Here is a 25935-nt window from a genome sequence, read left to right as displayed (position 1 = left end):
ATGGCTATTTGCAGCGCTTGAGGAATTTGCCGCAAGGCTTGCTCGCCGGCTGCCCCGCTGGCTGAGCCGGGGGGATCTCGGTGAGCTGGAACTCTTGCACGAGCGGCGTTCCGGCCTTGACGACCACGCTCAGGCTCCGCGGGAAGTAGCCGGTTCGCTTGACGCTCACCTTGTGAACCCCAGGGGTGAGCCCGATCTCGACCTCCGGGGCCTGCGTCACCTTGCCGTCGATGGTGATCTCCTCGCAGGCGACGGGCTTGCAGGAGATCTTCACCGTCGCGTCGGTCGCCACGCCGGCGTCGGTCGAGGCGCCGGCGTCGGTCGGGGGCTCGGCGCTCGGGGTCCCGGCGTCGGCGGCTGGCGCGCTGTGGGCTGGCTCGGGCGGAGCGGGCTCGGCCGACGGCGCGGGGGGAGCCGCCGCAGAAGCGCTGGTCGAGGCGCTGGGGCCCGGCTGCGCCTCGTCCTTGCGGTCCAGGACGTACCACGCGGCGGCCGTGCCCCCGACGAGCAGCACACCAACGATGCCCACCATCAGGGAGGCCGCCTTGCTCCACGGCGACCTGGGCGCGGTGCTGACCGCCGTCAGCGCGGGGACGCCGCTTCGACGGGCTGCTGTCTGGCTCTGGGCCGAAGGCGGCGGCGCCTGTCCGGAGGGCGCGTCGGCAGATGGCTGCGGCGAGGGTGAAAACGGCGCGTGCGACGGCTGTGGCGGGGGTGAAAACGGCGAGGGCACCAGCTGCGTGGCGTCGGCGGGCGGCAAGGGCGCGGGCGCGCTCGCCGCGGTGACGGCGACGGCCGGCGGCGCGGGCGCGACCGCCTCGTTCACCGAAGGAGACAGGGCGAGCGTCGAGCCCACCTCGATCGCGGCCGCCGAGAAGCCGCTGAGCATGGCCGCGAGCTCGCTCGCGGAGCGGAAGCGCTCGCGCGGATCGTGCGCCAGCGCGCGCGCGAAGGCGCCGTCGAGCACAGGGCTCAGCGGGACGCCGAGCTCCGCGGCCCGCACGGACGCGGCGAGGCGCGGCGCCATGAGCTCGCGCTGCCAGCCCTGGACGTCCACCTGACCCTGGCAGGAACGCCAGTACGAGCGGCCCGTGAGCGCGAAGAAGGAGAGCAGCGCCGCGGAGAAGATGTCGGCGGCAGGCCCCGCCTGGCCGCCCGGCTGAAGCTGCTCGGGCGCCAGCCACGGCGCGGAGAGGACATACCCCTCCTGCGTCGGCACCATGCTCCGCGCGAGGGACGGCCCGAAGTCGGTGAGCTTCACGCTGCCCGGAGCGCTCGGGTCGATGAACAGGTTCGTCGGCTTGAGGCCGTGGTGGGGGACCTCGCGGGCGTGGGCAGCGTCGAGCACCGCCGCGAGAGAGCGGAGCATCGAGCCGACCTCCTCGAAGCCCATCGGCCGGCGACGCGCGAGCTCGGCGAGCGACGGGAACGGGATCATGTCCGTCACCGTGAAGGGCGCGGCCGTCGCCGGGTCGTAGCCGGCCTCGAGGATGTGCGCGGCGAGCTCTGGCGGCAGCCTGTTCGTCTCGGCCACGTACCGCTGGAGGTGCTGCATCGCGTCCGCGCGCTGGCCGACGACCGGCGAGTACAGCTTGAGGGCGACGTCGCGCGCTTGCGCCGTCACCGCGCGGAAGGTGGCCGTCGCGCCCCCGTAGCCGAGGAGCGAGCGGACCGAGAACCTCCCCGCGATGACGCTGCCTGGCGCGACGTTCGGTGCCGTCACGCGATCACTCCGCCGCGACCGAGATCGACTCGATCGATTGCAGGATGGTCTCGTCGGCGCCGGAGTTGTCGTCCTCGGGGACGAAGCCGAGCCCCAGCACGATCTCCCCGTCCTTCCCGGTGTCGCCGAAGATCAGCAGCGGGCCCTTCCTGGTCCCGCGGAGGGCGCCCTCCTTCTGCCACAGGCCGATCTTCCGCCCGGCGACGTCCTTGATGTCGTCGGGCTTCTTCCAGTTCACCTTCTTCTTCGGCAACGTCACGTTGATCTCGCGCGCCAGCGCCTCGAGCGCGGCGTCGCGCTTCTCGAGCGCCTGCTTGCCCTCGCCCGCGTCGACCTGCGCCGTCGCGAAGGCCGGGCCCTCGTCCGCGGCCTGCGCGATCGTGGCGCTCTCCGCCTGGGCATAGGTCCAGCCCGTCGCGGGGGTGAACACGAGTGAGCTCTGGGCGATCTTCGCCCGGGTCGACGCCTCTGCCTGGCACTGCTCGTCGAGCGCCTTGCAGGGCTTCGGAGCAGGGGGAGGCGGAGGTGGTGGCGCCGCGGTCACGGTCGGCGGCGGCGCTACGGGTTGCGGTGGCGGCGGCGAGCTGCAGGCCGCGGCGAGCGCCGCCGCAGCGCCCAGCGCTAGGGTAGGCAATCGTCGGAAGAACATTGCGCCCGAGCGTTGCAGGACCGGACCCGGTACGGCAAGTAAAGAGCGACTGGGGGAGACAGCTTGCGCCCCAGGGCGCGGCCGGCGCCGCGCGGAAGGCTGACCGCGCCGGGCGGCTGCTCCGGCGCGGTCGCGAGGCGCAAGGGCTACTTGACGACGGCGCCGACGTCCTGTTCGACCTGCTCGGCGACGCCTACCGGCACCTTGCCGTGAAGGCGGGTGCGCTCCGTGACCAGGAAGTAGTCGGGCTTGCCGCTCGCCCCGGGGGGCCCCTTCACGAGCTCGGCGAAGCCGATGTCGCCGGAGCGGCCGGTGTACTCGATCCGCACCACGACCTCCTTCTGCTCCGGGGCAGCGGCCACGTACTCGGTGGGGCGGAGGCGGTCGAGCTTGCTCATCCAGTTGCCGACCGTCTCGTCGTTCTGCTCGGGGCTCGCCGGATCGGCCCAGAACTTCTTGCCCTCGTCGCCGCTGCGCACGACCTCGCGGCGCTTGTCCCCGGCGATGACGCGCGCCCTGGCGAGATCGACGTCCTTCCACTCGTGCAGATCCCGCTCCAGGAGCCGTGACTCCGCGGTGTCGAGATCGCGGTAGATGTCGCCCTTGATGGCGTACACCTCGCCCGTGGCCTCGTCGCGCGCGTACCGGTCCGCGCCGCCGGGCGTCGCGCCGCCGAGGACCAGCTTTCGCTCGGCGCCGCGCAGCTTGACGGTGAGCGTGCCCTCGGGCTCGGCCAGCCCGAACTCGGCCGCGCGGTCGTCCGCGATGCGGCCGATCGAGCGCAGCGCCTTCAGCGGCGCGATCGCCTCGGCGAGCTTGTTGCCGGCGGCCACCGAGACGAACGTCGTCGTCTTGACCGTCGGCTCAGGCTCCGCGGGCGGCTCGTCGTCCTGCGCTCCGTCGTCGGGGCTGTGCGGGTCCTTCGGCTTCTCGGCCGGGGGCGTCGTCTTGCGCTCCGCCGTGCCGACGAAGTAGCGGCCCTCCTTGTCCTTCTTCGCCTCGAGGACGACCGTCTTCGATTTGCCCTCGAAGGCGATGCGCTCGACGTCGTCGGCGCGGCCGGTCCAGACGGTCACGTCGGCGACCGAGAGGGCGGCCGCCTTGTCGTCGCGCGTCCAGACGAGGACCGCGGACAAGGCCGCGACCACAAGAAGGCCGAGGTGCACGAAAAAGCTGCGTTCCAACCTCATGCGCGCCTCCCGCTCCCGCGCCGCCCGCGGCGCGTGATGAAGAGCCCGAGACCCAGCACCATGGCCGGCGCCACGAGGATCGTGGCCCAGAACCACACCTGGTCCTTCTCCTTCGTGTGCTCGATCCGGACGTCCTCGCTCGTCGTGATCTCCCCGGCGTAGCTCTCCTCGCCGCCGAGCCACCGGAGCGCGTCGAGCGCGAGCACGATGTTGGGTTCGTTCCTGAACGCCGCGTCGCTGAACACGTCGGCGTCGGCGACCACGAACGCGCGCAGCTCCTTCTTCTCCTTGTCGTCCCCGCCAGGCGCGAGCTCCTTCGAGACCGCCGCCGCGAGGTTGTAGACGCTGCGCTTCTCGCCGCCTTCGTCGAACTTGAAGTTGCCGTTCGCGTCGGCGAACGTCTCGCCCAGCGAGCGGACGACGAAGTCGATCTTGAGGCCGCCGTCCTCGCGCTTGTCGAGCGACGACGCTCCCGGGAAGATCGTCGGCGCCTGCTGCGCGTGGCGGCTCAGCGTCGACACCGAGGCGTGCGAGGAGTACCGCGTCGTGACCAGCATCGCCTGGTCCGAGTCGTTGTAGCGCCGCCGCACGTAGACCCGATCGTTCGCCAGGACCTCGGGCTTCCACGTGAGCCCCACGGCGCCGGCGAGCGGATCCAGATCGACCTTGGCGTCCGGATCGAGCGCGAGCAGGAGGTGCCCGCCCTCATCGGCGTGCCGCTTGAGCGCCGCGACCTCCTCCGGGAGGAACGCCTTCTGCGGGCCGAGCACGATGACGACGCTCGCGTCCTTCGGGATCTCGCTGCCGAGCCCCTGGGCGAGCCCGAGGTCCTTGACGACGTAGTTCTGGGACTCGAGCAGCTTGCGGAGGTTCTTGGTCGTCCGCCCCTCGGGGGAGCTGGCCGACTCGTTCAGCTCGCCGTGGCCGACCGTCAGGTACGCGGTGCGCTGCGGCCGGATCACCTTGAGCAGCACCTTCTGGAAGTCGGCGTCGAGGCTCTTCAGCTTGGCGCCCGCGCTCTTGATGTCGGAGCCGACGGTGAGCGTCTCGCGCGAGCCGTCGCGCGAGAGCACGATGACGCCGTCCTGCGTGACCTTCGCCTCCTTGGCGAGCGCGGGGACGAGCAGGCGATCCTGCACCTCCACGGTGATCTGGGGCGACGCCGCCTTCACCTCGCGCAGGTAGCCCTCCACCTCGGCGCCGACCTCGTTCTGCTGCGGGTAGAAGGCCGTGATCTTGAGCGGCGCGGTCAGGCTCTCGGCGACGCGCTTCGTGGACTCGCCCGGGCGGGCGGTGCGGTAGTACGAGAAGTCCGCCTTGAGATCGAGCTTGCCCGCGGCGAACACGAAGAGCGCGGAGTAGACCGCGGCGAACCCGAGCGTCAGGCCCGAGAGCGTCGCGGCGCGCACCCGCCGGCCCTCGATGCGCTCGGCGCGCCGCATCGGCGCGAGCGCCGCCTCGCCGAAGAACAGCGGCACCGTCGCCATGACGAGCAGCGCGACCCAGGCGACCGTCGTGGCCGCGTCGATGCGCCCGCGCAGCTCGGGCGCGGCGCGCGAGACGCCGACCATGGCCTGCCCCACGTCGGTCGTGGTGAAGTAGGCCGCCACCGCGACGACGCCGAGCGCCGACAGGATCGCGAGCGCGCGCTCGACCGCGCGGCGCTCGCCCGACTCGCGCACCGCGGCCGCGAAGCGCAGCGCGGTGACGAGGACCAGGGTCAAGAACCCGAGCCCCGACAGGGCATAGCGGAGCCACTCGATCGTGGGCACCACGCGCTCGCCGAGGAAGAGGGCGAGGAGCGCGCCCGCGTACGCCGGGACCATCCAGCCCCCGGCGCGGAGCGCGGGCGGCGCGGGCGGCGCGGCGGGCGCCGGCTCGCCGGCCGGCGGGGCCTCTCGCCCTGCGTCCGGCGGGGGCGCGGAGCCCGCTCCCTCGCCGCGGATCTCGGCCTCGTCGGCCTGACCTTGCTTGTCCTTCACCGCCACCTCCGCGCCTTCAGGGTGTGGGTCGCGGCGAGCAGGAAGAAGTACGCGACCGCGACGTAGTAGACGACGTTCTCCAGCCGGAGCACGCCGTTCAGGAACGGCTTCTGGTTGAGCGGGTAGAGGTTCAGCGCGCTCACGACGTCGTTGAGCGGCGGCTCCGTGACGCGGGCGACGAGGAACAGGAAGCCGAGCGTCCCGATGATCGCCGCCCCGAGGATGACCGCGATGACCTGGCTCGCCGCGAGCGTCGAGGCGAAGAGCCCGATCGCGAGCGACGCGGCGCCGAGCAGCAGCACCCCGGAGTAGCCGACCAGGATGTGCCCGACGGACACCTTGCCGTTCACGAAGATGAGCAGCGGCATGTAGATCGTGATCGCCGTCATGAGCGAGACCAGCGCGAGCGCGGCGAGGAACTTGCCGGCGATGATCTCGCCGTCGCGCACGGGCGCGGTCTTGAGCAGGATGAGCGTCCCGCTCTCGCGCTCGCCGGCGATGAGCCGCATCGAGAGGATGAGCGCCGCGACCATCGTGATGAACGCCGTGCCGTCGAAGAACTTGAGCAGCACCTCCGCCGACAGCCGCGCGCCCGAGCCGAGCGCCGCGACCTGGAAGTAGATGCCGTCGATGAGCAGCGCAGCGGCGGCGACGACGTACCCGAGCGGTGATCTCAGGTACGCGGACAGCTCCCGCCGCGCGACGAGCAATGTCCCTCTCATGTCTCGCCCTCGCCTTCCTCCGCCTGCTCCTCCGCAGGGGCCTTCCTTGTGTCGCCGCCGGCGCTCGCCCTGCCGGCCGCGGCGGACCTGTCCTTCGCCCCGGGCGCCCCGCGCGTGGCGAGCCGCAGGAACACCGACTCGAGCTCGCGCTCGCTCCGCTTCACCTCGAGGATGCCGATGCCCGCCTGCACGAGCTCGGCGCACAGCGCCGCGCGCACGTCGCGGTCGGCCTCGACCGCGAAGCTCACGACGTCGCTCCCCGGCTCGGTCGTGGTGAGCTGCTCGACGGACGTGACGCCCTCCACCTCGCGGGCGAGCTCGAGCGCCTTCGCCGCCTCGCCGCGCGCCACGCGGTAGCCCGCGCCTTCGGCCGCGGGGCCGCGCACCGTGAGCTCGACCCGGACGCCGTGGAGCAGCTTGGCCGAGAGCTCCTGCTCGGTCCCCTGCGCGCCGATCTCGCCGTCCCGGATCACGAGGATGCGATCGCACGTCTCGCTGATCTCGGAGAGGATGTGGCTGGAGAGCACGATGGTGTGCTTGCCGCGCAGGCTCCGGAGCAGGGCGCGCATCTCGACGATCTGCACGGGATCCAGGCCGCTGATCGGCTCGTCCAGGACGAGCAGCCGCGGCTTGTGCACGATCGCCTGCGCGATGCCGACGCGCTGCTTGAAGCCGTGGGACAGCGAGCTGATGGGATCCGCGGCCACGTCGTCGAGCTGCGTCACCGCGAGCGCCTCGGCCACCCGCGCGTCGGCCGCGCCGGCGTCGACGCCGCGCAGGCGCGCGGCGAAGTGGAGGAAGGCGCGCACGCTCATCTCGTCGTAGAGCGGCGGCCTGTCGGGGAGGTATCCGATGCGGGACCGCACCTCGTGGGGGTGGTCGACGACATCCAGTCCGTCCACGAGCACGCGGCCCGCGGACGGGAGCAGATCGCAGGCGAGGATCCTGAGCGTCGTCGTCTTGCCCGCGCCGTTCAGGCCGAGCAGGCCGACGATCTCTCCCGCCTCGATCGAGAACGACAGGGGCCCGATGGCCTTCCGGTCGCCGTAGTACTTGTATAGGTCGCTGATTTCGATCACGGCCGTGCACCCCTCCGCGAAGGGAAGAAGCTCTCCGCGCCGGCGATTCGGACGCCGCAGTGCGCGGCGGCCCAGGCGCCAGCGGCCCCTTACAACAGCGGGAGGCGGAAATCATTCCCGACGCGGCGCGCGCGGGGGCTTGCTCCGGAGCGGGGTCCCGCTCCCCCCAGACGCATCGAGCGGGACACCCGGTGAAGTGGTGAGCGAAGCGACCAGGACGTGATGGATCTCAGCCTGCAGCGCGGCAGGGGAGGCGATCCGGCAGCGCTCGTCCCGCCGTCAGCAGTGCTCGGCGATGATGGCCCAGCAGGCGTCCGCGAACTCGCGGTACGTCGATCGGTCGAGCGTCGCCTGCGTCACGGGCATCACGTCCTGGTGCTCGGCGAGCATCGGGCGCAGCGCGCCCTCGATGTCCGCGCTCGTCTCGATCCACAGGAACTCTTCGATGCCGTCGGTGATCTGGCCGCGGATGAGCTTCGGCACCTCGCTCAGGCGGACCTTCTTCGGGCTCCGCCGCGCGATCGACGAGGCGATCTGCTCGGCGTGCGCCGGCCACCGCTTGAGCGCGCTGTGGAACGTGGAGCCGACGAGCCGCAGGATCTGCTGCGCGAGCATCGCCACGCGCGGGCGCTGCACGCGCTCCTCGTTCTCCGCCACCATCGCCAGGTAGTCGTCGCTCAGGAGCTTGCGCAGGTCGCTCGAGAGGATCTGCTGCGACTCCGGCGTCATCCGCAGATCTGCGACGTGCGCGAGGAAGATGTCCCGCAGCATGGTCAGCCGCGCCGTCACCGAGCCGGTCGGGGTCGTGTCGAGGATCTCGGCGAGCGGGTCGATCAGCCGGCGCCCGAAGGTGGTGAGGATGTGATCGAGGATCCGCTTCTGGTGCTGCTTGTGGCCGAGCACGGACAGCGCGCGCGCGATGTGCGCCTTGCTCGGCGCGTCGACGAGGATCTCCAGCGGCTGGTCCTGCGGCTTCCCCTCGTACATGCGCAGCGACGCGAACATCTCGCGGAACGCGTCCGCCGCTGCCGCCCCCTCGCCGGGCTCGCCGTAGACCCGGATGACGAGCCCCGAGTCGGGACCGGCGTCGAACAGCCGCCGGAGCTCTTCCCGGATGTCCTCGTCCGTGACGAGCGGCCCCGGAGGGAGCGATTTCCCGCGCGAATCCATGAGCGTCCAGCCTACGGCAAAGCGCAGCGCACCTGAACCTCTGTGCCCCGAGAAAGCGAGCGCCGGAGGGCGCGCTCGCGGTCCGGTGAGGACGTGCCTGCGGAGATGTCGTACTCCGGACCCCGGTCAGGCCGGCGTGGTGCCGCTGACCTTCGTGTCTGGAAGCGGCGAAGCCCCGCAGGACGCGAGGGGAGCGAGGAGACGTCCTGATAGCGGCCTGGGTGTCCTGATGCGGGGACCGGTGTCCTGATGAGCAGCCCGGATGTCCTGATGAGCGGCCCGGATGTCCTGATGCGGGGACCGGTGTCCAGATGAGCGGCCCGGATGTCCAGATGAGCGGCCCGGATGTCCAGATGAGCGGCCTGGATGTCCTGATGCGGGGACCGGATGTCCTGATGCGTCGGCGTCCGCGGGGGGCCCGTTGGGCTCCCGCAGGACGTTGCGCACCTCCGGCGGGCGGCGCTTACGTCAGATGAAGACGACGGGCTGCTCCCAGATCGCGAGGACGATGCAGCCCTCGGCGCTCGAGACGCTGTGGCGGCTGCCCGGGGCGTTCATCACGAGCGTGCCGGCGCGGTGGTGCCCGCGCTCGTCCGACTGCGATCCTGTGAGCACGAAGATGTGTTCATGGCCACGGTGGACGTGCTGCGGCACGGATGCCCCCGGCGCGTAGCGCAGGAGCGCGGCCGACGCGCCTGCGTCGCTGCTGCCGTAAAGGCGGTGAATCTCGACGCCCTCCCGGAGGCGCCGCCAGGGGACCGACTCCGGATGAGCGGCCATCGTTGCCACATTCGCAATGATGAATGGCAACTGCACAGGCACGAAATCCCGCGTCGCTGCTGGAAGTGTAGCTGTCATCGCGAATCTCCAGTGTTGATGGAACCATGCCACAGCGCGCGGTGCGCGCTCAACGGCAATCACGCGAAGCGCGCAAAATTCACGCGTGGGAAAAGTTTCAGAAATGAGGAGTCGCGTACACATCCATGGCGTGAAGAGCAGACCGAGAACTCCTGTGTCCCCCGTCTTCCCCGTGTTCCTCGCGGCCGGCGTGGCACGGGGGCAGCGTTTCCTCGCCATCCTCCGCCCACTGCTCCTCTCGCTCTCGCTCCTGCCGTCGGCCGGCTGCAGCAAGGAGGGGTCGAGCGATCAGCCGCTCACGGTGGGCTTCATCTACGTCGGCCCCAGGGACGACTACGGCTACAACCAGGCGCACGCCGAGGGGGCCGCCGCGCTGGCCAAGCTGGCCGGCGTGAAGACCCGTGAGGAGGAGAACGTCCCCGAGACGGTCGCCGTGCAGAAGACGCTCGAGAGCATGATCAACCTCGATGGCGCGACGGTGATCTTCCCGACGTCCTTCGGCTATTTCGATCCGCACATCCTCAAGGTGGCGGAGAAGTTCCCGGACAAGATCTTCCTCCATTGTGGCGGCCTCTACGACGGGTCGAAGCACCCGAGCAACGTCGGCAGCTATTTCGGTTACATCGACGAAGCCGAGTACGTGTCCGGCATCGTCGCCGGGATGACGACGAAGAGCGGCAAGCTCGGGTTCATCGCCGCGAAGCCGATCCCGCAGGTGCTCCGCAACATCAACGCCTTTACGCTGGGCGCCCGGAGCGTGAACCCGAGCGTGACGACGGCCGTGATCTTCACCGGCGACTGGTCGATGCCGGTCAAGGAGGCGGAGGCGGCCAACAGCCTCATCGACCAGGGCGTCGACGTCCTGACCGCCCACGTGGACTCACCCAAGGTGATCATCGAGCTCGCGGAGCGGCGCGGCGCGTTCAGCACCGGCTACCACACGAACCAGGCGACGCTCGCCCCAAGGGGGTACCTGACCGGCGCCGAGTGGAACTGGTCCAAGGTCTACACCGATTACATGACGTTCATCCGCGAGGGGAAGCCGTATCCGCACCTCCTGCGCGGCGGCTTCAAGGAGGGGTACATCAAGATCTCACCCTATGGCCCCGCCGTCTCGGAGGAGGCGAAGAAGAAGGCCGAGGAGGCGAAGGCGAAGCTCACGGAGGGCACGCTCACCATCTTCCAGGGGCCCATCATGAACAACGAGGGCAAGGTGGTGATCGCCGATTCGGTCGCGCAGCAGCAGACCGACATCGCGCTCGAGAGCATGGATTACCTCGTAGCCGGCGCCCTCGGCTCCACCCACTAGAGCGAGAGCGGTGGCCACCCGCTTCGGATACGGGCCCATCTCGACGTTTTCGGTGCTCAGCGCACCGGAGTGCGCTTCCGCGCCGAAAACGCCGATCTGGGCCCGTCTCCTGTGCGGGTGACCACCGCTCTGGGACGGGCATCGAGCAGCTGCTCCAGAACGGGCATCGAGCAGCTGCTTTGGAACGGGCGTCGATCAGAGCGCTTCGAGGACGGCGCCGGCGGGGGCGGTCCAGCCGATGATCGCGCCCTGGGCACGGACCATCTCCAACGTTGCCGCCTTGAACTCGGGGAAATAGCTCTCGGTGGCGTCCTCGATCAACAGGCATTCGTAGCCGCGATCGTTCGCCTCGCGCATCGTGGTCTGGACGCAGACCTCGGTCGTCACGCCGGCGATGAGCAGGTGAGAGACGCCGAGCGCCGCAAGCCTGGCGTCGAGGCCCGTCCGGTAGAACGCGCCCTTCCCGGGCTTCGGTACGACGAGCTCCCCGGGCGCCGGCGCGAGCTCGGGCACGAAGTCGTTGCCAGGCTCGCCCAGCACCAGGATGCGCCCCATCGGCCCGACATCGCCGATCCGCATCCCAGGAGCGCCCCGGCTCCGCTTCGCAGGGGGGCAGTCCGAGAGATCCAGCCTGTGACCCTCCTTCGTGTGGATGATGGGCAGGCCGTTGTGGCGGAACGCGTCGAGGACGCGCCGGACCGTCGGCACGATGCGCTGGAGCCGCGCGACGTCGTTGCCGAGCGCCGCGCCGAAGCCGCCGGGCTCGAGGAAGTCGCGCTGCATGTCGATGACGAGCAGCGCCACGGCGTCCCGATCGGCGACGCGGAAGGGGTACGGCCTCGCCGCGATCTCGAGGGGCCGCGCCGTCATCGGTGCCCCGCCATCGCGCGGCCGATCTCCGCGACGTCGGCCGAGGCGATCGGCGACTCGTGGACGATGCGGCCCTCGCTCATCACGAGGACACGGTCGGCCATGGCGAAGATCTCGTCGAGATCCGCGCTCACGAGGAGGACGGCGGTCCCGCGGTTGCGCGCCTTCAGGATGCGGGAGCGGATCTCGGCCACGGCCGCGAAATCGAGCCCGAAGCAGGGGTTTGCGGCGACGAGGAGCTCGATGTCCTCGTCCATGCCGAGCTCGCGCGCGAGGACGGCGCGCTGCACGTTGCCGCCGGAGAGCTTGCCTATCGGGGCGTCGACCGAGGGCGCCTTGATGGCGTACTCCGCGGCGAGGCGCTCGGCCGACCGCCGGAGCGCCGCCCGGCTCACGCCCCAGCGGAGCCTCGTGAAGGGCGGCCTGTCGAAGACGCGGAACCCGATGTTCTCGGCGACCGACATCGCGGGGACGCAGGCGTTGCGCAGCGGCTCCTCGGGCAGGCACCGCACCCGGTGCTTCAGGATCTGCGCGCGCCCGGCGCCGTAGGGCTCGCCATGGACGAGCACGCTGCCACCCCGCGCGGCGCGCTGCCCGGCGAGGACCTCGACGAGCTCCTCCTGCCCGTTGCCGGAGACGCCGGCGATGCCGACGATCTCGCCGCGATGGACCGTGAGCGTCACGCCGTCGAGCGCCGCCCGCCCGCGATCGTCGCTCGCGGCGAGCCCCTCGATGCGCAGGATCGGCTCCCCGGCGGGCGCGTCGCCGCGCGCCGCGGAGACCTGCGCCGGCTGCGCGCCGACCATCATCTCGGCCATGGCCGCCGGCGTGAGGTCCTTGACCTTGCCCCGGCCGGCGACCCGGCCGCGCCGCAGCACCGTGATCTCGTCGGCGAACGCCGTCACCTCGCGGAACTTGTGCGAGATCATGAGCACGCTGATCCGCTGCTCGTCGGCCATGCACCTGAGCATCCCGAGCACCTCGTCGGCCTCCCCGGGCGTGAGGACCGACGTCGGCTCGTCGAGGATGACGATCCTGCTGCCGAGGTAGAGCTGCTTCAGGATCTCGAGCTTCTGCTTCTCGCCCGCGGCGAGCGCGCGGACGGTCCGCTCCGGATCGAGCCGGAAGGGCATGCGCCCCATGAACGCGCGGATCGCCTCGCGCTCCTTGCGCCAGTCGATCACGAGGGGGAGCGACGCGCGCGCGAGCACGAGGTTCTCGGCGACCGTCATGTTCATCACGAGGGTGAAGTGCTGGTAGACCATGCCGATCCCCAGCGCCTGCGCGTCGCGCGGGCTCCTGATCGACAGGGCCGTGTCGCCGACCCTCACCTCGCCGGCGTCGGCCTGGTGATAGCCCATGATGCACTTGACCAGCGTGCTCTTGCCGGCGCCGTTCTCGCCGAGGAGCGCGTGGAAGCTCCCGGGCGCGAGGCGCAGCGAGACGTCGTCGAGCGCGAGAAACGGCCCGAACCGCTTCGTGATCCCCGCGGCGGAGAGCGCCGGCGGCGGCGTGGGGGGGCCGGGCTCCCGAACGGCGGCGCGGGGCGGCCTCGCCGTGGGGCTGGAGAAGACGCGCGGGTCCATGGTCACGGGAGCGCCTCCAGCAGCGCGGCGGAGGTCGAGACCGCGCCGAACACGCCGTTCTGCATCTTGATCATCTTCAGCGCGGCGGCGTGGTTGCCAGGATCCGTGGCCGCGCAGCAGTCGGAGAGCAGCAGGCACTCGTACCCGCGGTCGTTCGCCTCGCGCATGGTGGTGTGCACGCAGACGTCCGTCGTGATCCCCGTGAGGATCAGGTTCTCGATGCGGCGCTGGCGGAGGATGAGATCGAGATCCGTCGCGCAGAACGAGCCCTTGCCCGGCTTGTCGATGATCGGCTCGCCGGGCAGGGGCGCGAGCTCCGGGATGATCTCCCACCCAGGCTCTCCGCGGACGAGCACGCGCCCGCACGGCCCGGGATCGCCGATGCCCACGCCCGTGCCGCGCCCGCCGTCGGTCCGGCGGGAGCGCCACCGCTTGTTCGCCGGCAGATCGGAGAGATCCGGCCGGTGCCCCTCGCGCGTGTGCAGGACGTGATAGCCGCGGCGGCGCAGCTCCGCGAGCGCGCGCTGGATCGGCGCGATGCACGCCCGCGTCAGGGAGATGTCGTAGCCGAGCAGGTCGATGTACCCGCCCTTCCCGCAGAAGTCGGTCTGCATGTCGATGACGATCAGGGCCGTCGTCTCGGGGCGGAGCGCGCCGTTGTAAGGCCAGGCGTAGGGATCAGCGGCCACGTAGGGCATGGGTCGAGTCCTCCTGTCATTCAGCGTTTCGCTCGTCTCGTACGGTTCGCTCGTCTCGCGGGGCTCGCTCCTTTCGTTCGTCTCGTTCGTCTCGTTCGTCTCGTTCGTCTCGTTCGTCTCGCGCCGCCTTGCGCGATCAACGCGCGAGCGTGAGCTCGGCGGGCTGATCGCGCAGGGTCTGGGTCGCGGAGCTCGCGGCGACCATGATGGCCAGCGTCACGATGTACGGCGCGGCGTTGAAGAGGTGGTATCCCCAGGTGATCCCCACGGACTGGAGCGCCGGCCCGAGGGCGCTCGCGCCGCCGAAGAGCAGCGAAGCGAGGAGGCAGCGCACCGGGTTCCAGCGCGCGAAGATGACGAGGGCGACGGCCATGAGCCCCTGTCCGCTCGAGAGCCCCTCGTTCCAGCTGCCAGGGTAAAAGAGCGAGAGGAACGAGCCGCCGACGCCGGCGAGGAAGCCGCCGGCCATGGTCGCGCGCCGCCGGACCAGGTTCACGTCGACCCCCATCGCGCGGGCGCTGTCGGCGCTCTCGCCCACGGTGCGGAGCACGAGCCCGAAGCGGGTGCGGTTCAGCGCCCAGAGCAGGAGCGGGGCGAGCGCGGCCCCGATGAGGAAGAGCGCGTTCACCTGGAGCGCGGAGCGGACCTGGGGGACATCGCTGAAGAAGCCGAGCGATATCGCGGGCAGGCGGGGCGCCGTCGGCTGGATGAGCGGTTTGCCGAGGAAGAAGGCGAGGCCGACGCCGAAGAGCATGAGCGCGATGCCGACGGCGATGTCGTTGACGCGCGGCTTCGAGCACAGCCACGCGTGCAGCGCGCCGAGCGCGGCGCCGATGGCGCCGGCGGCGAGCACGCCGAGCCAGGCAGAGCCGGTGAGGTAAGAGACGCCATAACCTCCCATCGCGCCCATGACGAGCGTGCCCTCCAGGCCGAGGTTCACGCGGCCGCTCTTCTCGGTGAGGCACTCGCCGAGGCTCACGAAGAGGAATGGCGTGCTGATGCGGATGGCCCCGGCGGCGACCGCGAGGGGGATGCCCCAGAGACCGAGCGCAGCTGCGTCGTTCATCATGCCACCGAAGGCGCCGGAGCCGGCTGACGGACCTTGGGCTCGCGGGCAATGAGGGAGCGGCCGTAAAGCGTCTCGCTGGCGAGGATCGCGATGAACAGGATCCCCTGGAGCACGCTCACCGTCGCGTCGGGGAGCCGCGCGGTCCGCTGCAGCAGGCCGCCGCTCGCGCCGATGCCGCCGAGCAGGAGGGCGACCGGCATGATCGCGAGCGGGTTGTGGCGCGCGATGAACGCGACGAGGATGCCGGTGTAGCCATAGCCGCTGATCAGCGACGCGTTGGCCCGGCCGTGGACGGCCGCGACCTCCACCATGCCGGCGAGCCCGGCGCACGCTCCGGCGAGCGTGCAGGTGAGCACGACGAGGCGCTTGACCGGCAGTCCGGCGAGGAGCGCCGCGCGGACGTTGCCGCCGCTCATCGCCGCGCCGAAGCCGAACGTCGTCCGGTGCATCAGCACATAACAGAGCGCGCAGGCGAGCACCCCGTAGGCGAGGCCCCAGTGGACCTCGAGGCCGGGCAGGCTCCCGAGCGCGTTCTCGGCGCCGATGGAGGCGGTCGATGGCTTGTTGAGGCTCGCCGGGTCGCGCAGCGCGCCCTCGACGAGGTGGTTCAGGATCGCGATCCCGATGTAGTTGAGGAGGAGGCTGCTGATCGTCTCGCTCACGCCGCGGTAGACGCGCAGCGCGCCGGCGAGGCCGATCCAGAGCGCCCCGGCGGCGAGCCCGGAGACGAGCATCGCGGCGAGCACGGCGGCGGGCGGCGCGCCCCACGCCCGCGCGGCCAGGGCCGCCGACGCGGCCGAGAGCCCGCCCATGGCGAGCGCGCCCTCGCCGCCGATGACGATCAGGCCGAGGCGCGCCGGCAGCGCCGTGCAGAGCGCGGTCAGCATGAGCGGCGCGGCCCGAAGGAGGGTGTTCTGGAGCGAGAACCACGTGCCGAAGGCGCCGCGGATCATGTCGTGATAGACGCTCAAGGGGTTCACCCCCTGGGCGGCCACGAACGCGCCGAACACGAGGAGCGAGGCCGCGAGGGCCCCGAGGGGGATGGCGATCGCTTCGGTCGTCTCACGCCCGAGCAGCCCGTGCGAGATGACTTTCACGCTGCCGAGGATAAGGCCTCCATTATTTCCACACGTTTTCGGGGAGCTTGCTTGTCGTGACAGGACGGACAGGGCGGGCGCCTCACGCCCGGACGACCCGCGCCGGCCGGCGAGCGACGCGCCGTTGTCATGACGTGCGACACCCCGGGGGCCCACCGGGTCGAGCGACGCTGTGGTGTGGTGGCCGCGCTGCGATGTGGCGATAACGCCGCGATGTGGTGGCCGCGGCGACCGCGAACGGTTCGCACAGCGCGGCGGTCTCCGCCTTGCACTCGCCGTCCGCAAACCCCTGACTGGAGGTAACGCTGTCATGCGGTTCGAACGATCGATCTTGTTCCTGCTCGGCGCTGGCGTCCTCATGGCGTCCGGCCCCGCGGTGTCGGCGGACCTGACCTGCTCGTCGAGCGCGACCCTGGAGGCGCTCGTGACATGCATTCGCGATCGGATGCCCGGCAGGGACTCAGGCGTCTTCGTCACCCCGGGCTCGACGCAGCTGACCGCGTGGCGGAGCGTCGTTCGCACCATGATGGGCGGCAGCTGCAAGTTCGTGCTTCCGTCCAGTCTGTCGTCGTCTACGCAGATCCGGCTGCTCCGCGACGTCAACAATGGACGAAGATACTGTGTGCTCATGGAGGTCGGCGATCGGAACAGCGACGGAACCGTCGATCTCGGGCTGGGCACGTTCATCGTGGACGCGGCCGCGGAGCGAGAGCTCGCTCATTCGGCGCCGCATGCGACAGCGGACCTGGAGACGGAGATCCAGGCTGTCAGCATCTTCAAGGCGACGAGATCCCGCAGCTTCCTGATGGCCGGCGCTCACCGCGATGCGAGCTTCACCGACAGCGTTTGCCAGAGCTCGACCATGGTCTCGGACGTGGCCCACAACGTGACGAACGCGTTTCACGCGACCTATCTGGAGCTCGCGGCCATTTATGGATCGAGGCCCTGGTGGGCCATTCAGTGGCATGGCATGGCGAGAGACACCTGCGCGGAGGACGTGTTCGCCTCGCACGGCATGGATGTCGCCCCCGTCTCCGGTGACAAGATACTGGAGCTCAAGCGCAACTTGCTGGCCAGCAGGCCCACCTGGCGTGTCGGCGTCCCCGGCAGCAGCGATTGCTCGCTGAACGCGACGACCAACGTTCAAGGGAGGCTCCTCAACTTCGTCTCGGCGAGCCAGGTCTGTGGTCGCTCCGCCACGAGCTACAGCGGACGCTTCGTGCACATCGAGCAAGATCCCGCCTTTCGCCTCGCGGACACCTGGATCAATGCGGTCAAGGCGACCTGGCCATGAGCGCCGCTCCTCGGCCGCGAGCTCCGGAACGAGCCTGGCGATGAAAATGAGGACCGTGCTGTTATTGCGCGCGCGCTCGATTTATCGAATAAGCCCCGATATTTCGCGTCGCGTTAAGGTGCCCCGGGTGAGCAGCGACGCGCGAAATGAAGTTCCTGGGAAACGACGGAATCTTCCAGCGATAACGAAGTGAATGCATTGCCATTGGTGCGGTGACGTGTGCGCACGATCCGCATATGCTCGCCGTCATGACATTGCCCCTTACCCCACTACGCTCACTGGGTATCGTCGCTGCCGGTGCCGTCCTCGTCGTGGTGACAGCCGCCTCGTGCGGTGGAGGAGGCTCGAGCTCGTCCTCGTCGGACGGCGGATCGGGGCCTGGCGGCGCCGGTGCCGGAGCAGGAACAGGAACAGGCGTCGGCGCCGGAACGAGCCAGGGCCCTGCGAGCAGCTCGTCGTCAGGGGCGGGCACCGGCGGCGCTCCACCCGCGGTCGGCTCCGGCGGCAGCGAAGGCGGCGGGCCGCCGGCGCACGTGCCGGGCGAGCCGATCTCCATCCCGGCTCAGGCGTGGAGCAGGGGTATCACGGACGGCGTCTACGAGGACGGCGCGCCCATCGGCGGCTTCGGGGCCGGGACGATCACCTGGCGGTTCGACGGCAGGTTCTACAAGGGGCGCCTCGATATCGGGAGCAACGACCAGAACGTCGACAACAACGCGGGCTTCTTCATGTACCAGAAGGCCGAAGGGGGCGACGCGCAGACGAAGCGCCTCGACAAGGACGGCCTGGGCCAGGGGCAGGCGACGTACTCCTCGCTCTTTCCGCGCTCGTGGGTCGATTACCACGGCGCGGCATTCCCCTGCAAAGCGAAGGTCGAACAATACAGCCCCATCATCCCGGGCGACTACAAGAAATCCAGCTATCCGGTCGGCGTCTATCGGTGGGAGATCACGAATCCGACCGGAGCGCCTTGCGACGTCGCCGTGATGCTGACCTGGAAGAACGATCACGGCGGCAATGGCGCCATGGTGCAGACCTCCGGGGACGACGTCGGCCTGGTCCTCACCCGAGGCGGAGGGGCGCCGAGCTCCGAGGGACAGGGGGAGTTCACGCTCGCCAGCCGGAACGCGCCGGGCGTGGTCGTCTCGTACCAGTCGGCTGACAGCGTCGCCGCCCTGCAGAGCGAGCTCGCCAACGACGGCGCGCTCGCCAACACGACGGGCGGGCACTCGCTCGGGGCGATCGCGTTCAAGGCCACGGTGGAGCCGGGGAAGAGCGTCATTGTGCCGATCGTGCTCGCGTGGGATATCCCGGTCACGCAGGCGGGCTCGGGGGACAGGTGGTACCGCGCGTACACACGCCACTTCGGGCGGACGGGGAACGCCTCGTGGACGATCGCGGCGGAGGCGCTCGCCGAGCACGAGCCGTGGCTCTGGGCGATCCAGGACTGGCAGGCGAGCGTGCTCGACGATCCGAAGTACCCGGAGTGGCTCAAGGGCGCTCTGTTCAACGAGCTCTATTACTACGCCATCGCGGGCACGTACTGGGAGGCCGGCGCGGCGTCCGGCCAGCCGGACGACCCGGACGAGGACATGTTCACCAGCCTGGAGTCGTACATCTACCCGTTCTACGGGACGTCGGACGTGCGCTTTTACGGCTCATGGGCCCTGTTCTCGCTCTGGCCGGACATCGACAAGCAGGAGATACGGCAGTTCTGCGACAGCGTGACGACCACCCGCTCCGACAGGCCGCGCGCGCTCGGGACGACCGCGCACGATTTCGGAGACACCGATAGCGTTTTCCGCAAGTGGAACGCGTACACGTACCGCGATTCGACCAACTGGAAGGACCTCAACTCCAAGCTGGCTCTGATGGTCTATCGCGACTGGGCGCTCACCGGGAAGACCGATACGGAGTTCCTCAGCTACTGCTGGCCCGCCGTGAAGATGGCGATGCAGAAGGTGAAGAGCCAGGACGGCGACGGGGACGGGCTGCCGGAGAGCAACGGCATCGACCAGACGTACGACGACATGGATCTGCACGGCAACACCGCGTATTGCGGGGGCCTCTTCCTCGCCGCCACCGAGGCCGCGAAGGAGATGGCGACCGCGATGGGGGACGCCGCGCTCGCGAGCACCTACCAGACCTGGTTCGACCAGTCCAAGGGCGGCTTCGAGTCGAAGCTCTGGACGGGATCGTATTACAAGATCGACACGGGGAGCCGGGACACGAGCCGGATCATGTCGGACCAGCTCGCCGGCCAGTGGTACGCGCGCGCCCTCGGGCTGCCGCCGATCGTCGACCCGAGCCACGCGGTGTCGGCGTTCACGAAGATCTACGAGAACAACTTCAAGCGGTTCGACGGCGGGACCCGCGGCGTCGTCAACGTCATGACCGCCAATGGCTCGGTCGACGGGACGAGCAACCAGACGCGCGAGTGCTGGGTGGGCACGTCCTGGGGCGTGGTGGCCGGCATGATCCAGGAGGGCCTCGCCGCGCAGGCCGGCGAGATCGGCGCGAGCCTGGTCGACACGATCTGGAAGACCGACGGCCTGTGGTTCCGCACGCCGGAGGCATGGGAGGGCAACGGCAGCATCCGCGCGCCCTACTACATGCGCGCCACCACGCTGTGGGCGGCGAAGCACGCATACGATATCGCGCCGTAGACCCGCGATATCGCCCTCGCGAACACGGCGTTGCCCCCCGACTCGCCGCCGCCCACAGAGCGGCGGCGGGCGCGGCCAGACCCCGGGCGCCGGCGCGTCACCGGCGCTCGTCGGGTGTGTCTCGCCTGCCACATCACCCGCCCGGATTCCGCCGCGGACTCGCCTCTTGCGCCCGCGGCATCCCCATTGCTGAGTCGCGGCCATGTCCGTCGCTCCGCGCCTCCGATCTGCGCCCGCCGTTCTCGCGGTCCTCGCCCTCAGCCTGGCGTGCGTTCAGGGCGCGCGCGCCCCCAACGTCCCGCCTCGAGGGACGCTCGCGCCCGGCGCGCTCGACACGGGCGGAAAGGCCGCGGCAGGGCCGTTCGCGGTGGTGTTCGGCGCGCCCCGCGGGCAGACCACGAGCCCCGCCGAGATCAGCCTCGTCTTCAACCGGCCGATGCGATCGCTCGATCTCGCGGGCAGCGAGGCCGCGGCGCCCGCGGTCCTGAAGCCGTCCGCGCCTGGACGCTGGCGCTGGGTCGGCACGAGCGGCCTCACGTTCGTCCCCGAGGGCCGGCTGCCGCGCGGCACGGAGTTCACCGTCGAGGTCCCCGCGGGCACCCGCGCGCTCGACGGCAGCGCGCTCGCCGAGCCGTACTCCTTCACCTTCCGCACCGAGCTGCCCGCGGTCGCGCGCGTCGAGCCCTGGTCGGGCAAGGACGACCTCAAGCCGGAGGCGCGGTTCGAGCTGCGGTTCAACCAGCCGGTCGACACCGCCGAGATCGCGCGGCGCGCGTCCCTCACGGTGGGCGATCGAAAAGACAAGGTGGCGTTCGAGGTGCGGCGCCCCGACGCGAAGAACGAGATGCTCGCCGAGCTCGTCCCCCGCGCGCCGCTGCCGCGCGACAGCGAGATCGAGCTCGCCGTGGCCGAGGGCCTCCGCGGCCGCGAAGGGCCGCTGCCGGCCGGCGAGGCGCAGCGGTTCACGTACCGCACCTACGGGCCGCTCCGGGCGCTGCGCCCCCAGTGCGATCGCGACACGCCAGGGGGGCGCTGCGCGGCCGACGGCGGGTTCACGCTCGCCTTCTCGAACCCCGTCAAGCTCGCGGACGCGAAGCGGGCGATCTCGGTGGAGCCCGCCGTCAAGCTGCTGTGGCCGTCGTGGATCGAGGACGACGAGCCCACGAGCCACATCCCCCTCGGCGGCGCCTTCGCCCCGGGCCGCAGCTACCGGGTGCGCGTGGCCGCCGGGCTGCGCGACGTGCACGGGCAGGCGCTCGCCGGCGTCGTCACCGAGGAGATCGCCTTCGACGATCGCTGGCCCGAGGCGCAGATCGGCCTCGTCGGCAGCGTGTTCGAGCCGGCCCAGCGGCGCGAGATCCCGGTCGTGTCCGTGAACGTGCGCGAGCTCTCGCTCGCGGTCGGCGCGATGACCGAGGAGATGATCCTCGCGCTCCAGGGCGATCCGCACAGCCCGGGGCGCAGCCCGAAGATGGGCGAGATCGCGGCGCTGCCCTCCGGCAAGAAGACGGTCCTGCGCCCGGCCGCCGCGACCAACACGCCGGCGACGCACCTCGTGCGCGCCGCCGAGGTGCTGGGCGGCGAGGGCAAGCGCGGGCCGCTCGCGATCGGGATCAGCTACACCTCCCGGCCCGGGACGCGGCACGCGCGCACCACGTCCGAGGCGGTGATCGCGCAGGTGACCGACCTCGGGATCAGCGCGAAGGTCTCGCCGAGCGGCTCGCTCGTCTGGGTGACGCGCCTGTCGACGGGCGCGCCGGTGCCCGGGGCGCGCGTGTGGATCCGGGCCCCTGGCGCGCCCGCGCCCGCCGCGGTGTCCACCGACGCCCAGGGGTTCGCGATGGTCCCCGCGACGGCGCACGGTCAGGAGGCCGCGACGACGCTCGGGCGCAGCGTTGTCTTCGCGCGCGCGGGCGACGACTGGACGTACCGGAGCGTCGCCGACTCGCTCAACGGGTGGCGCTTCGGCGCGGCGTCGGACTTCAGCGAGCCGCGCCCGTTCGGGATGATGTTCTCCGATCGCGGCATCTACCGGCCGGGCGACACGGTGCGGGTGAAGGGGATCTTCCGCGAGGAGGGCGCGCGCGGGGCGAAGACGCCGGCCGGCAAGGGCGTCGCGCTCAAGGTCGAGGGGCCGGACGGCGAGGCGCTCGTCTCGCTGTCCCCGACGCTCGGCGCCTTCGGCACGTTCTCGGCCGACGTGAAGATCCCCGAGAGCGCGCGGCTCGGCACGTACAGCCTCGCCGCCACGGTCCAGGGCGGCGAGGCGGGGTGGCCGGACGTGATGGGCAGCGTCGAGGTCGCCGAGTACCGCCCCGCCGAGTTCAAGGTCGGCGTCGAGAGCGACAGGCCGAGCTACGTCCGCGGCGACAAGGCGCGCTGGACCGCGCGCGGCGATTACCTGTTCGGGGCGCCGATGACGAACGCGGAGGCATCGCTCTCCGTGACGCGCGCGCCGGCGTGGTTCTCGCCGCCGGGGATCGAGGGGTTCACGGTCCGCGAGGACGAGCTCACCGACGCGCTGCGGGACCAGGCGCCGCGCGGGTTCGAGGTGCAGAGCGCGCGCGAGAAGCTCGACGCGGCCGGGCAGGCGGCGATCGGCGCGGCGCTCTCGATGCCCGGGCAGCGCGGCACCGAGCTCGTCACGTGCGAGGCGTCGGTCACCGACGTGTCGCGGCAGACGATCGCCGGGAGCTCGACGGCGCTCGTGCACCCGGCCGAGTTCTACGTCGCCCTCAAGGAGCCCGAGCTCTTCGCGAAGGCGGGCGACGTGCTGCGGCCGGAGATCCTCGCGGTCGATCCGAAGGGGGCGCGCGTCGCGCAGGTCGCGGTCCGGGTCGAGCTCGTGCACCGGACGTGGACGCTCGCGCGGGCGGAGAGCGGCAGCGCGTACCGCAGCGTGAGCGCGCCGGTCGACAAGGTCGTCGCGCGGTGCGGCGTCACGACGGCGGCGGCGCCGCGGAGCTGCGAGCTCACGGTCCCGTCGGGCGGCTACTACCTCCTGCACGCGACGGCCAAAGACCGCCGCGGCAACCCCGTCGGCGCCGCAGCCGGCGTCTACGCGCTCGGCGAGGGCGGCGGGGGATTCGGCGACAGCGACGAGCTCAAGGTCGACCTCGTTCCCGACCGCGGCAGCTACGAGATCGGCCAGACGGCGCGCATCATCGTGAAGTCGCCGTTCGCCTCCGCCGACGCGCTGGTCACGGTCGAGCGCGCCGGGATCTCCACGCACCGGAAGGTGACGCTGTCGGGCGCCATGCCCGTGATCGACGTCCCGATCACGGAGGACCTCCGGCCGAACGCCTTCGTCTCGGTGCTGCTCCTGCGCGGGCGGACGAAGCCGCAGCCCGCGCCGGGGAAGGGCGGGGCGCCTGGGCCCGACGTCGGGGCGCCGGCGTTCCGCCTCGGCTACGCGCCCCTCCGCGTGAACCCGGAGGCGCAGCGGCTCGCTGTGCGCGTCCGCGCCGACAAGGCGGACGCGCGCCCCGGCGATCCGATCCGCGTGGACGTCGACGTCCGCGACCGCGCCGGCCAGCCCGCCCGCGCGGAGGTCACGCTCTACGCCGTGGACGAGGGCGTGCTGTCGCTGACGGGGTACACGACGCCGGATCCGATCCCCGTGTTCGGCGCGCCGCGCCCCTTGAAGGTGGCGACGATCGAGACGCGCGAGGCGCTCGCCCGCGTGCGCAACCCGTTCGCCGACCTCGGCGCCGACAAGGGGCGCGCGGGCGGCGGCGGCGCCGAGGGCGGCACGGGCGTGCGCCGCGATTTTCGCCAGAGCGCCTACTACAACCCCGCGCTCGTGACCGACGCCTCCGGGCAGGTGCACGCGAGCTTCAAGCTGCCGGACTCGCTCACGACGTACCGGGTCATGGCGGTCGTGGCCGCCGAGGACGATCGCTTCGGCTACGGCGAGTCCCGGGTGACGACGAGCCGCCCGCTCATGGCCCGGCCCGCGCTGCCCCGCTTCCTCCGCGCCGGCGACGCGATCGACGCGGGGGTGGTCGTGACCTCGAAGGGGCTCGCGAAGGCGGCGACGGTCGAGGTGGAGGTCACCGCGTCGGGGCTGACGCTCGCGGGCAGCGCCAAGCGCGCGGTCGAGCTCGCGCCGGGCGGGTCGGCCGAGGTCCGCTTCGCGCTCTCGGCGCCGCGGGCCGGCCCCGCGACGCTGCGCTTCCGCGCGACCGGCGGCGGCGCGTCGGACGTGGTCGAGGTGAACCGCGAGATCAAGGCGCCCATGGCGCCGGAGGCCGTCGCGCTCTACGGCGACACCACCACGGCGAGCGCGGAGCGGCTCGGGGACCTGTCGGCGATCCGCGACGACACGGGCGGGCTCACGGTGAGCCTCGCGCCGACCGCGCTCGTGGGCCTCGGCGGCGGCGTGGAGCAGCTCCTCGAGTACCCGTACGGCTGCACCGAGCAGCTGACGAGCCGGATGGTCCCGCTCCTGTCGCTGCGCGACCTCGCGAAGGCCTACGGGATCGCGCTGCCGAAGGACCTCACGGCCGTCATCGGCAAGACGGTCCGGGAGATCCTCTCGCACCAGCGCGGGGACGGGGGCTTCGGCTTCTTCGCCGAGTCGGACCGCGCGGACCTGTGGACCACGGCGTACGCGCTGTGGGGCCTCACCGAGGCCAGGCGCTACGGGGTCGCGGTGCCGCCCGACGCGGTGGAGCGCGCGACGTCGTACCTGCGCCAGGAGCTCAACCGGATCGGCGCCGACCCGCTCCTCCGGGCGACGGCGCCGTTCCTCGTCGACGTCCTCGCGGCGAGCGGCGCCCCCGACCCCGGGCGCGTGAGCCAGCTGTTCGACGAGCGCGACAAGCTGCCGCTCTTCTCGAAGGCGCTCCTCGCGCACGCGATGGTGATCGGCAAGAGCGACAGGGCGTCCGTGGATCAGCTCGTCCGCGAGCTCGAGGGCGCGCTGCGCCTCGACGGTCCGGTCGCGCGGGCCGTCCACAACCACGGCGACGCCTACGCGGTCCTCATGGACTCCGAGGCCCGCACCTCGGCGCTCGTGCTCCGCGCGCTGCTCGCGGCGCGGCCGGCGCACCCGCTCGCGCCGCGGCTCGCGGCGGGGCTGCTCGCGGATCGCCGCGGCGGCACGTGGCGCAGCACGCAGGAGACGGCCTGGGCGCTGCTCGCGCTCGATCAGTACCGGAAGGCGCAGGAGAAGACGGCGCCGGACTTCGACGCGCGGGTGTTCCTGGGGCAGGCGGAGCTGTTCTCCGCGCCGTTCCACGGCCCCACGACGGAGCAGGTCAAGACGTCGATCCCCGCGGCGAGGCTCGCGAGCGCCGGGGGCGCGCCGCTCGCGTTCTCGGTCGACGGGCGCGGCCGCCTGTTCTACGAGGCGCGGCTCCGCTACGCGCGCAAGCAGCTCCCGACGGAGGCGCTCGACCGCGGCTTCTTCATCGAGAAGTCGCTCCGCGCGATCGCGCCCGAGGACCTCGCCGCCGTGGTCGGCGGCGCGTCCACGTCGAGCGAGCGCGCGGCCCCGCCGTCTGTCGCGTTCGCCGGCGGCGATCTCGTGCTCGGCGAGATCGTCGTGGTGACGCCCTCTCCGCGCGACTTCGTGGTCATCGACGATCCGCTGCCGGCGGGCCTCGAGGCGGTCGACGCGCGGCTCGCGACGTCCGCGCGCTCGCTCGACGTCGACGCGGCCGAGGCCCAGGCCGAGGCGGACGACGCCGACGCCGATCAGGACGACCTCCGCGCGACCGGCCGCGCGTACGAGCCGAGCCGCTTCGTCCGCGAGATCCGCGACGATCGCGTCCTCTTCTTCGTCGATCACATGGCCGCCGGGATGTACCGGTACCGGTACCTCGCGCGCGCCACGACGCTCGGCTCGTTCGTGGTCCCGCCCGCGCGCGCGGAGGAGATGTACAGCCCCGAGGTCTTCGGCCGGACGGGCGCCGTCACGGTCCAGGTCGGGAGCCGAGGGCCGGACGCGGCGCCGCGTCCGCGCTGAGC

At 71.4% G+C, this 25935-nt stretch carries 17 protein-coding genes; 4 read left to right on the top strand and 13 right to left on the bottom strand.

Going from position 1 to position 25935, the window contains the following annotated elements; translation table 11 throughout:
• Positions 1-4: 4 nt before the first annotated feature.
• The 8 genes from WMF44_RS24145 to WMF44_RS24110 form a co-directional block, all read right to left on the bottom strand.
• A complete protein-coding gene (locus WMF44_RS24145; protein WP_437301451.1) occupies positions 5-1723 on the bottom strand; it encodes a serine/threonine protein kinase in 1719 nt (572 codons plus the stop codon).
• Positions 1724-1727: 4 nt separating this feature from the next.
• Positions 1728-2357, bottom strand: a complete 630-nt coding sequence (locus WMF44_RS24140) for a hypothetical protein (RefSeq protein WP_437301450.1) — start codon at positions 2355-2357, stop codon at positions 1728-1730.
• A gap of 161 nt (positions 2358-2518) precedes the next feature.
• Complete coding sequence (locus WMF44_RS24135) at positions 2519-3562, bottom strand: DUF4340 domain-containing protein (protein WP_437301449.1); 1044 nt, start codon at positions 3560-3562, stop codon at positions 2519-2521.
• On the bottom strand, positions 3559-5544 hold the full coding sequence (locus tag WMF44_RS24130; protein ID WP_437301448.1) for a Gldg family protein: 1986 nt from the start codon (positions 5542-5544) through the stop codon (positions 3559-3561). Before WMF44_RS24130 ends, WMF44_RS24135 begins: the two co-directional genes overlap by 4 nt.
• Positions 5541-6266 (bottom strand): ABC transporter permease, encoded by a 726-nt coding sequence (locus WMF44_RS24125; protein WP_437301447.1) that lies wholly within the window; start codon positions 6264-6266, stop codon positions 5541-5543. Before WMF44_RS24125 ends, WMF44_RS24130 begins: the two co-directional genes overlap by 4 nt.
• Positions 6263-7345 carry an ABC transporter ATP-binding protein gene (locus WMF44_RS24120; protein WP_437301446.1) on the bottom strand — a complete coding sequence of 361 codons (1083 nt, stop codon included), beginning with the start codon at positions 7343-7345 and terminating at the stop codon, positions 6263-6265. Before WMF44_RS24120 ends, WMF44_RS24125 begins: the two co-directional genes overlap by 4 nt.
• Before the next feature lie 279 nt (positions 7346-7624).
• Complete coding sequence (locus WMF44_RS24115) at positions 7625-8515, bottom strand: hypothetical protein (RefSeq protein WP_437301445.1); 891 nt, start codon at positions 8513-8515, stop codon at positions 7625-7627.
• 468 nt (positions 8516-8983) lie between these two features.
• Positions 8984-9295 carry a cupin domain-containing protein gene (locus tag WMF44_RS24110; RefSeq protein ID WP_231865009.1) on the bottom strand — a complete coding sequence of 104 codons (312 nt, stop codon included), beginning with the start codon at positions 9293-9295 and terminating at the stop codon, positions 8984-8986.
• A 268-nt stretch (positions 9296-9563) separates the two neighbouring features.
• Here WMF44_RS24110 and WMF44_RS24105 point away from each other — a divergent pair, with 268 nt between their 5' ends.
• On the top strand, positions 9564-10682 hold the full coding sequence (locus WMF44_RS24105; RefSeq protein ID WP_437301603.1) for a BMP family ABC transporter substrate-binding protein: 1119 nt from the start codon (positions 9564-9566) through the stop codon (positions 10680-10682).
• Between the two features lie 195 nt (positions 10683-10877).
• On the opposite strand, the gene WMF44_RS24100 is transcribed toward WMF44_RS24105, so the two are convergent.
• The 5 genes from WMF44_RS24100 to WMF44_RS24080 all read right to left on the bottom strand — a co-directional run bounded on the left by WMF44_RS24100 (position 10878) and on the right by WMF44_RS24080 (position 16002).
• A complete protein-coding gene (locus WMF44_RS24100) occupies positions 10878-11552 on the bottom strand; it encodes a cysteine hydrolase family protein (RefSeq protein ID WP_437301444.1) in 675 nt (224 codons plus the stop codon).
• Positions 11549-13138: an ABC transporter ATP-binding protein gene (locus WMF44_RS24095; protein ID WP_437301602.1), complete on the bottom strand. Its 1590-nt coding sequence runs from the start codon at positions 13136-13138 to the stop codon at positions 11549-11551. The genes WMF44_RS24100 and WMF44_RS24095 overlap by 4 nt, the downstream gene beginning before the upstream one ends.
• A 2-nt stretch (positions 13139-13140) precedes the next feature.
• Positions 13141-13836 carry a biuret amidohydrolase gene (biuH, locus tag WMF44_RS24090; protein ID WP_437301443.1) on the bottom strand — a complete coding sequence of 232 codons (696 nt, stop codon included), beginning with the start codon at positions 13834-13836 and terminating at the stop codon, positions 13141-13143.
• Between the two features lie 136 nt (positions 13837-13972).
• A complete protein-coding gene (locus tag WMF44_RS24085; RefSeq protein WP_437301601.1) occupies positions 13973-14902 on the bottom strand; it encodes an ABC transporter permease in 930 nt (309 codons plus the stop codon).
• Positions 14902-16002 carry an ABC transporter permease gene (locus WMF44_RS24080; RefSeq protein WP_437301442.1) on the bottom strand — a complete coding sequence of 367 codons (1101 nt, stop codon included), beginning with the start codon at positions 16000-16002 and terminating at the stop codon, positions 14902-14904. Before WMF44_RS24080 ends, WMF44_RS24085 begins: the two co-directional genes overlap by 1 nt.
• A gap of 310 nt (positions 16003-16312) precedes the next feature.
• Here WMF44_RS24080 and WMF44_RS24075 point away from each other — a divergent pair, with 310 nt between their 5' ends.
• From WMF44_RS24075 to WMF44_RS24065, 3 genes are all read left to right on the top strand, one after another.
• Entirely contained in the window at positions 16313-17296 is a 984-nt protein-coding gene (locus WMF44_RS24075; protein ID WP_437301441.1) for a hypothetical protein, read from the top strand.
• A 314-nt stretch (positions 17297-17610) separates the two neighbouring features.
• Positions 17611-19962 (top strand): GH116 family glycosyl hydrolase, encoded by a 2352-nt coding sequence (locus WMF44_RS24070; RefSeq protein WP_437301440.1) that lies wholly within the window; start codon positions 17611-17613, stop codon positions 19960-19962.
• 202 nt (positions 19963-20164) lie between these two features.
• Complete coding sequence (locus tag WMF44_RS24065; protein WP_437301439.1) at positions 20165-25933, top strand: MG2 domain-containing protein; 5769 nt, start codon at positions 20165-20167, stop codon at positions 25931-25933.
• The last annotated feature ends 2 nt before the right edge of the window (positions 25934-25935 follow it).

This window comes from Sorangium sp. So ce426, from assembly GCF_051475585.1.
Lineage (GTDB): Bacteria > Myxococcota_A > Polyangia > Polyangiales > Polyangiaceae > Sorangium > Sorangium cellulosum_B.
This window is presented reverse-complemented; position numbering and strand designations above follow the sequence as displayed.